Source organism: Pedobacter sp. 01N416 (genome assembly GCF_056399685.1).
Genome location: NZ_JBFTRT010000157.1, coordinates 1 through 9,231, shown reverse-complemented (window position 1 = coordinate 9,231; position 9,231 = coordinate 1). Strand labels below are relative to the sequence as shown.

At 43.1% G+C, this 9,231-nt stretch carries 7 protein-coding genes; all 7 read right to left on the bottom strand.

Features of this window, described 5'->3' with window-relative positions; all coding sequences use genetic code 11:
- Positions 1-435: BACON domain-containing protein (locus tag AC1DND_RS10635; protein ID WP_477581478.1), on the bottom strand; the 435-nt coding region annotated here is incomplete at its 3' end.
- Between the two features lie 204 nt (positions 436-639).
- Positions 640-786 (bottom strand): hypothetical protein, encoded by a 147-nt coding sequence (locus tag AC1DND_RS10630; RefSeq protein WP_477581476.1) that lies wholly within the window; start codon positions 784-786, stop codon positions 640-642.
- 52 nt (positions 787-838) lie between these two features.
- On the bottom strand, positions 839-1,609 hold the full coding sequence (locus AC1DND_RS10625) for a 3-keto-disaccharide hydrolase (RefSeq protein WP_477581474.1): 771 nt from the start codon (positions 1,607-1,609) through the stop codon (positions 839-841).
- Positions 1,610-1,641: 32 nt separating this feature from the next.
- Positions 1,642-3,579: a c-type cytochrome gene (locus tag AC1DND_RS10620; protein ID WP_477581472.1), complete on the bottom strand. Its 1,938-nt coding sequence runs from the start codon at positions 3,577-3,579 to the stop codon at positions 1,642-1,644.
- 4 nt (positions 3,580-3,583) lie between these two features.
- Entirely contained in the window at positions 3,584-4,330 is a 747-nt protein-coding gene (locus AC1DND_RS10615) for a hypothetical protein (protein ID WP_477581471.1), read from the bottom strand.
- A 1,320-nt stretch (positions 4,331-5,650) separates the two neighbouring features.
- Positions 5,651-8,224, bottom strand: a complete 2,574-nt coding sequence (locus tag AC1DND_RS10610; protein WP_477581469.1) for an alpha-L-arabinofuranosidase C-terminal domain-containing protein — start codon at positions 8,222-8,224, stop codon at positions 5,651-5,653.
- A partial coding sequence (locus tag AC1DND_RS10605) for a glycoside hydrolase family 27 protein (RefSeq protein ID WP_477581467.1) occupies positions 8,211-9,231 on the bottom strand: 1,021 nt, incomplete at its 5' end. The genes AC1DND_RS10610 and AC1DND_RS10605, both read right to left, overlap by 14 nt.

Below are 9,231 nucleotides of genomic sequence, written 5' to 3'. Positions count from 1 at the left end.
CGTACTACTCATACCGGTTGCATCGGGCGCTTTAGGTGTTAAATTATATGTTGGATATAAATTACCTACTTGTGTAATCTTAATTCTCCTGGCCTGGCCATTACCGGATTTAATTGTAACCACACCATAACGCGATGCACCTGTACCATTACCAGAAAATTTTAGCTGTAACTGTGTAGCGCCTGCTCCGCCTGCTGTGCGACCTATCTCTATCCAAGGTACCGCATCATTGATAGCTGCTGTCCATGCGTCGTTGCTGGTAATCGTCACTTCTGTACGCTCGCCATCTGCCTGCGCTTTAATATCCAATGAAGAAACTTCCAGTTCTGCTGCAACCTCCGACTTCTTACAGGATGAGGAGAATAAGGCGATAACGATCAGGAAACCTAAAAATATCCCGTAACTTCTATTTTTCATATTTATAATATTGTTCATTTTGGTTAGATTATAATTTATTTTTTCACGACCCTCAAATTGTCGAAGGCTTTTTTTACTACCAGTCTTTTGAAAATTTATTTCAACTCACGTATTGTCAAAAACCTGATTTCTTTTCACTTCATGCTGAAGCTTTGCTGTATTGCTCTTGGCCATATAGATCCCAGGAGCAAGGAATTCGAATGGCGTTGAAACCGCTTTCTTTTAGCCAGATTGACACATGCCTGGGTAACCAGCATTCACTGCTTTTGCAAGAGATTGTTTCCCGCCCGGACTTCCGAGTTCTTGTTTTTGGCACCTCGTAAACATAGGGATGACTACAATGCCGAAAGGATAATTTACTGTTCTCATATAGGGATATAATTGGTTTCTATTAAAAAATCGATCAACAGAGGGGTACTTGCTACAATTTCCTTAACCAGATATTGCGATAGCTGATCGGTTCACTTTTATCTCCATGACTCTGCAATTTAATTGGTGAGGCGCCATGTTTTCTGTAGGTTGGCTGGCCAATATAAGGGGTGTCCCCTTTGAGTATGGTGGCATTCTGCACGAGAATACCATTGTGAAAAACTGTCGCTACAGCCGGTGACCTTACAGAACCGTCTTCGTTAAAACGGGGAGCTGTCCAGGCTACATCATAGGTTTGCCACTCTCCTGGTTTTAAACAGGCATTTACCATCGGTGGCGATTGTTTGTAGAGACTACCAGCCTGCCCGTTTACATAGGTTTTATTGTCGTAATTGTCCAGCACCTGCAATTCGTATCCGCCAGCACCCCAAGGAAGAGCAGCCAGAAAAATACCGCTGTTACCTCGGCCCTGGCCACTTCCGCTTATATTTTCTGGAATCCTGTATTCAATGTGAAGCTGGAAATCCATAAACTTCTCTTTTGTCTGGAGATCACCCACAGATTTATCTACTGTCATGATCCCATGAGATAACTTCCATTTTTTTGCTGACACAGTATCGCTGGAATTTACCCACTGATCCAAATCTTTCCCGTCAAAAAGAAGTATGGCATCTGAAGGCGCTCCTCCAGGCACTTTAGCCGGGCTTACCTTTGCAGGTACGGGGGTCCAAACTTCCGTATCTTCTGGCTTAGCAGGTTGTTGTGCCTGAACGAACAGTGCATTTGTTACGAGTATCCCAACAATTAATATTGATCGTTTCATATTATTGATTGATTTCTTTAGCTATTGATGTATTATTTATTTAATGATTTGATCCAGGTCGCAATTTTTTTTACCTCATCTTTTGAAACATTGGTCATTGGCGGCATCGGCGTGGAATAACCTGGCCAATGCTCTGGTTTAGGCGTATAAATCAGGCTTATTAGTTCCTCGACCGTATACTTTTTGGTGGAAATCTCTTTAAAAGAGGGGCCAACTTGTCGTTTATCCGAGTTGTGGCAAGCCAGGCAAGTATTTTTAGTTAGCAGCCCTTTCACCTGCTCATAAGTTGGAATTTTCACTACTGATGTTTTTCCACCTGATGAAGACTTTTTGCTTTGTGCCAAAGGCAGCGTTTTAGTTGAGGCCGAATTTTTGGTACTTACTTCTGTAAGGCTAAGCGCTTTGCCTTCCGGAATATTATTTAAGGTATAATATGCTGTTGGATGTACCAGACTATAGTAATTCTCTTGTGATCGAATACCATCCAAAGTAATGTTGTGAATATATCCTTTGCGCAAGCCGGCTACAATAATTCGGGCAGTGAGGCCATCAGCTGAAACGCGAACRCCCTTTACATTGCATTTTTGGCTATTTACCGACGGGCTTCCATATACACTATGGTATTTATAAATAAAGCTTTCCACTGAATAAGAAGCAAGATCTGAGGCGTATTTCTTATCAACAGGTTTGGTGAACGCTATTTCAAACCCATCAGGCATGGCTTTGATACTGCGCATTTCAAAAGGGATTTTGTTGTTCCAAACCAGTCGCTGAATCCCTTCTGTGGCCTCACCGGCCGAACCCCATCCTCTGTTGGTCTCGCCGGCGAACAATGATCCATCCTTCCCCCAAGCCAAACGCACAATACCCGACTGAAATCCACTTCTGAAAGGCCATGCGGCCCCCTGATATTCTCCGTTTATCTTTTCCATAAACACACGGCTAACCATACTCTGTCCCTGATCGCCCACCAGAAGCTGGCCAGCGAAAGGGCCAAAGGAGCCTTGAGGAATTTTTACGATCTCAGAATTTGAAATACCCAGAATTCCGTGAGGCAGCCACACCGCGGGTATTTGCAGTTCAGGAAAGTTCTTCTTCATATCCATCTCGGTTACCACCTTTGCATTCACATCGTTCTCTGGCTTTACACTGTTTCCCTTGCTGTCGTAAATCATCTTTGTCTCATTCTTAGCAAAGAACTGTTCTGTGGTCAATTTTATTGGAGACTGCGGCAGATTAGCCCACACCAAGCTGGCTGGATGCCCCATAAATGCGCCTTTTTTCACTTGCATGATACTTCCAGAGCCAACCCAATCGCCTTGATTATCAGTATAAAAAAGCTGATCATCAATCATACTAATTCCGCAAGGCGAGCGCATACCTGCAGCCCAGGGCTCTACTCTTCCATCTTCAAAAATATGGAGTGCCCAGCCCCTCCATGGAACCATACTTGTCGGGTTCCACCAGGTTGGCGGAAATCCAAGATTCAGGGTTACAAAAAAAGATCCATCGGCAGCTAGCTTAGGGCCAAAACTATACTCATGGTAATTTCCAGACAATGGCCATGCGTATATGGTTTCAAAATCATCGGCCACTCCATCGTTGTCCGTATCTGTCATTTTAGTAAGTTCACCTCGCTGAACACAATAAAATGATCCATTTTTATAGGCAAGTCCAAGCACTTCATGAAGGCCCGAAGCAAACTTTTGAAATGTTGGTTTCAGTGAAGAAGGGTTTTTCACGATGAAAACATCTCCCCTCCTGGTGGTGACACCCAGATCGCCGTTAGGCAATGTACAGAGTCCCCCCACTTCGAGGATTGCTCCTTCGGGAGCGGGAACTTTCATGATCTTAAAATAATCATCTTCCTTTGGCGATTCTGCCTGGGCAAAGCAGCTTATTGACATCAATATAAATGTCATTGCCAACAGGCACGAAATACCGTTTTTATAATTAAAAAAAATATTCATCGGGTTATTGGTTAAAAAGAATAGCGTAAACGATCTTACCTTGGAATGGAACCAAGAGTTCTTGAGTTCCCTGTATGGTTCTGATGACTGGTTTCAATGCCGTCTCCTCCTCGACCGTAATGGAATAAGCTTTATCTACAAYAACATATTTACCATCTTTCTGTTCGATGACGTTTGCCCTGGCGAGACACAGGTATAAATCATTGGCAGTTCCTTCTGGCTCAATTTCACGTCGAATGCCCTGGCCACCATCAATAACCCTCGTCGCATCCTTAACACTCAATCCATAGGTGCGGTATTTAAATACTGGCAGACCCGACGCATCAAGCGTATAACCCTTCGGTTTGAATCCTGACCCAGTTGTGTCTTTTTTAAACTCACTTTTTAATGTTGCCAACCGCTGAATCTGGGGTATGGCATCGCCGATCTGGATTGCTCTTCCGAGTGGCCGCGAAGAACCATCGCCCCTATCATGCCACATTGGTGTCGCATCCAAAAATCCTCCTTTCCACAATAATACCAATTGGCCATTGTCCGCGTCGTAGGTATAATGCACTTGCAACGGACTACCTATACTGATGGCATGCGTAACCCGTTTACCACCATCAAGATCAATAAAGCTCCTGAGCAGGATATTGCGTTCTGCCTTTATGATTATTGGCTCGACTTTGGTCTCCTGCGCAATAGCCGATCTGCCCGTCAAACAAAAGGCCGATGCACAGGCAATGAAAAAATAAGAATATAAATTCATGCTTATCTGTATAATATTTGGTTAATTAAGTGTGTTGGTTTCGCATTATTTTTAAAATTGGGCTACTGACTGGTTCATAACTTATCAATAGCATACACCATAACACGATGCACCTTTACCATTACCGGAAAATTTTAGCCTTTTGTGTGGATACCACTTTACTCCCTTTCTTTGCATTTCTCATATTAAATAAGAGGCCTGAATAAGCTTCTTCTGGATAATTGGTTATTAACATCGAAGTTAAGTCAGGGATACGTTTTAGAATAGATCAGATCTTTCAATTTCCGCTAAAAATGTTGCAAAAGCTTTACATCGGCAGCTAAAAACCTTTTTTTTGCTAAATAATAGCGTTTGAATTGGAAATATTTGTGTCCGATTTTTTTCCTGATCCGTAAAATTGGTAAGCAAAATTGGAGCGTTTTTTTATTGTAAACCCAGATAGATGCAGGCCTACAAACAACGTGAAGCTGTAAAAAAATACTGGACAGAATGCAATACCGGTAGGCGACATTAGACAACCATCGGGCATAGATAAAACAGCGGTTTTTCTGGCTTCTGATATGCTGCGTCATTCCCGCGCAGGCGGGAATCTTAAAGCGCTTGCATTACGATTCCCAATCAAGTTGGGAATGACGAACCGCCAAAACCAGTTATCCAACTCCTTTGTTTTTTGGCTAAAAACTGATCTCTATCAATGGCAGATTCCAGAGCGGTCGTCTTTCCCGCGCAGGCGGAAACCACGGAGTGCTCAGCGAAGCTAATTTTAAAGCGGTAGCCATCTTTGCCTTAGGCTCGGCCTTGCCTCGGCTCACCGCCGCCGAAGGGCTCTTACCTTTTTCTTGATAAAAAGGCGACCAAACCTGAGCGTAGCGAAAGCATGACTGCCTTTAAAAACAACAACTAAGAAGACATAAATCAAGGCTCACATCCTTTCTTGTAAAAACCTACGGAAATCTTAATCGCGGCAGTATCGAGGCTCTTACCTTGGCTTATCCCGGCACACCCGCTTGATCCTGCCTTGGGCTGTGGGGTAATGAGGGGAACTGCACAGATTTCCGTGCTTTTTCCTGCGAAAATCTGCTATGCCGGATTGCAGGGAGCATATTGCAGGATGCGGTAATTTGTTTTTTAGCCCTTTCCCTTTCAGGAGAAAGGTGCCGATAGGCGGATAGAGGCTAAGGCGCTCGCTATAATCGGTCGTCTTTCCCGCTAGTAGCGATAGTTGTAAGATTGCTTTCCCGAAAGGTCGAGACAGGCTGTCGGCTGAAAAAGCCTTCTCGCATCCGATAGCTATCGGATGACGAGTGCTTTTATTTGATTTTACAGTTCAAATACGGTAAAGGAATAAGGTTTTAGTTCGAGAGATTTAAGATTCGAAAAATCCATAGCTGTTTTTATAGGTTGGATTTTGTAATCGCCTGGAAGACCTGATATTTCTTTTTTAATTACTTGTTTGTTTACTGAACTTAACTTGGACAGATCAATATTAGTCTTAACTGCAACAGGAAGCATATTTACAATTTTGATGAATAATTTTCCTGATTTTTGGTCACGCGTAATTGAGTATGCTACCCGCTTAATTACATCTTCTCTCTTCACTGAAAAATCAACTCGTGCAGGAATGAATTCATCTCCTACATTTTGACCGTAAAGCTGTTGCACATAATATCCAATGGTGGGTTTAACTTCTGTATTATTAAAATAGATCAGATCAGGATTCCACTGTGTATGTTTTTCCTTTGCCAACAATGGCGCATAAGAGGCCATAGATACTACATCTCCATTGCGCTCCAGGGAGGTGAGATACAGCGCTTCAGATAAAGCAGTTTCCAGGTTTGTCCTATTTCCCCCGGGGAGACTTGCCGCATACTCTCCCAGATATACCTTTGATTTACTGCGGTCATATTTATCATAAAAATCCTGATTGTTTATAAACCAGCCTGGTGGACGATAATAATGCTCGTCTATCATGTCAACCTTCATTTCGTTGGCAAAGGCCCAACCTTCTTCATAATCTGTGCCTTCAAAAAATGGCCCAGAAGTTCCAATAATGGTTATTTCAGGATGCGCTTTTTTAAGTGCTTTATAGATCATGGCGAAATGCTCACGAAAGACGTCTGTTATCTGGTCTTCATTGCCGATACCGATATATTTTAAATTAAATGGTTTCGGATGCCCTGCAGCTGCACGTTCCTTACCCCATTTTGTATTTGTGGCTCCATTACAGTATTCAACTAAATCAATAATATCCTGAATATATGCAGGCATATCTGCCATCGGGATTCCACCCTGTTGCCCGCCACCATTGGCTCCTGAGTTTTGGCAGGGCACCCCAGCGGCGATAACAGGCACTGGTGCTGCGCCGATATCTTCACAAAACTGAAGGTACTCAAAGTATCCCAGCCCCATACTCTGGTGATAGCCCCACAAATTGCGGTCAGGAACCCGAGTCTGTAAGGCCCCGATTGTATTTTTCCATCTGTAAATGTTATGGATCCCATCTCCGTGGGCCACACATCCACCTGGAAAACGCACAAAACGCGGTTTTATCGCTGCAATTGTATCTGCAAGATCTGCTCTAAGGCCATTTCGGCGATTTTTGAAGGTATTTTGGGGAAATAGTGAAATCATGTCGAGATCGATACGGCCGTTTTGTAATGGCCACAATTGCAAAGTCACATCCGAGGCTGAAACCGATGATTTGAGTGTCATCTTTATTTCCTTCCAGGATTTTGAACTGCAACTGATCAATCCTTTCGAAAGCAAGCCATATTTTTCACTAACGAGCCTTACTTCAAACGACTTCTTTCCTTCTTCAACCCGGACAAAACTGGAGAAAAGATAATTTTCGCCCTTTTTTAGTGCAATACCATCATAACCAGAATTCGATAATGAACTGCCATCGACCGTTAAATTTAGTGCCGCATAATGTGGGTTATTCGGATGGAGTGGCTGCGCTGTTCGAATTGCAAAATCCCCTTCTTTGCCTTTGAATGTCCAGGAATGATTGCCGTTCCATTTTGTATCATGGTTTTCTTTATCTGATGGCTGATATTCGAAGTCACGATTTTGAATCAGTTCACCATAAAGTCCGCCATCTGCTGCATAGTTGATATCTTCGAAAAATATCCCTGTTAACAGCTTACTGATTGCTTTAGCTTTTTCAGGCTCGGCCGAAATATGCAGCTCCGGCTTTGTTAAGTTTGCAAAACGTACCGGATCTTCTTTGGTTGTCTCCGCATCTTGCCGCGCCTTGAAATTCCTGAGCTCTGCAGTTTTATTCAACTCTTCAACCACCGCCCATTTAACACGGTGTAACTGCCCACTCACCGGATTGTTTTGAATGGTAGTGGTGATGGTATTGCTTTTATAGGCAGAGAGGGGTACCTCCTTTGCCGGACTATAGGTTTTGAAGTCTTTTGTTTCTGTCTGAAAATAGGCGCCCTCGCTATCTGTGTATACAATCTGATAAATGTCGAGATCTTTACGATAACTAATCACAGGACGAAGGATATTCTTACCTTTTTCAAAAAGGGGATAACCTTGCGGCCCCCAGTCAATCAGATTTCTTGTTTGAGCATGGGCAAACTGCCTTACCCGATCATTTAAGCTCCATACACATTGCCAAACTCCTCCACGCCCCTGAATCACATATGGAGCAAACATTTTTTTATCTGATCCCCAGCGGCCAAAGTCCGAGCGAAGATAAACCTGTCCTGTTCCAACAGGTGTCCAATTATTTCGGTCATCGCTCCATGCAAACCGTAATCCATCAGTCGCGTATGAAAACAGGTAAACAGAATCAGTTGCAGCATGTTGCGTTGGTTCTGTTGCAAATGAGTTTCTGCTAAACAGCAGAAACACCAGCACTATAGATAGCTTACTTAATTTCATACAAAACGCAGCTATGAGGTTTAAGATTTACGGTTATTTGTTTTCCATCATTCTGAACAACTTTTCCTGTCCAGCTATCTGTAATTTTAGCTATTTTAGTTATCCCTAAATCTGAGCATTTTACAGAAATTTCCTTTAGATCTGGTTCATCAGAAAGATTGAACAGGGCGAGATAATGTTGTCCGGTTTTAGCATTCGTTGATGTTACCGCAACTTTCTTGCGATCGTTAAAAAGAAATTTTACATCCGTACTTTCTCTATGCATCTTAAGCACAGCTTTATTGGTAAGCAGCGAAGTGGTAAAGGGATCCAAACTCGGCATATCACCACCAAACATCAAGGGCGAGCGGAATATGGTGAAGAAGGTCATCAGCACTTGCTGCTCATCCTTGGTCAATCTGCTCGCACGGTCGCCGCCTCTTTCTCCGCGAATGGAAATTCTACCCAAAGGAATCATGTCGCAATCAGGCCAGGTTCCGGGCTTAATATAAGGCGCCCATGGTTGGGCAACATTAATCAGGTGAGTAATATGTGGCCAGGTATCCCATACATCATCCACCATTCTCCACATATTTGCATGTTGTTGAACGTGTTCTGCTTTTTCTATCGGCGTTTCGCCTGGTGAAGTGCTCAGCACAATCGGGCGGCCGGTTTTATCGATTGCTTTTCTGATGAGCTCTATTTCTCCCTGATGATAAGGACGGGAGAGATCATCTATTTTAATAAAGTCGACACCCCAACTGGCGTAAAGTTCCATTATTGAATCATAATATTCCTGTGCACCGGGTTTTGTAGCATCTATCGTATAATTATCAGTAAGCCATTTGCATTGCAAAGCAGTGCTATAGATCTGATCGGCAGTGTATTTTGTACCCTTAATTGGCATCTTTTCTTTAACGGCAAGCGTAGGGATGCCGCGCATAATATGAATACCAAATTTTAATCCCTTAGCATGTATATATTTTGCCAGGTTTTTAAAGCCCTGTCCGTCTGCTGCCGACGGGAAC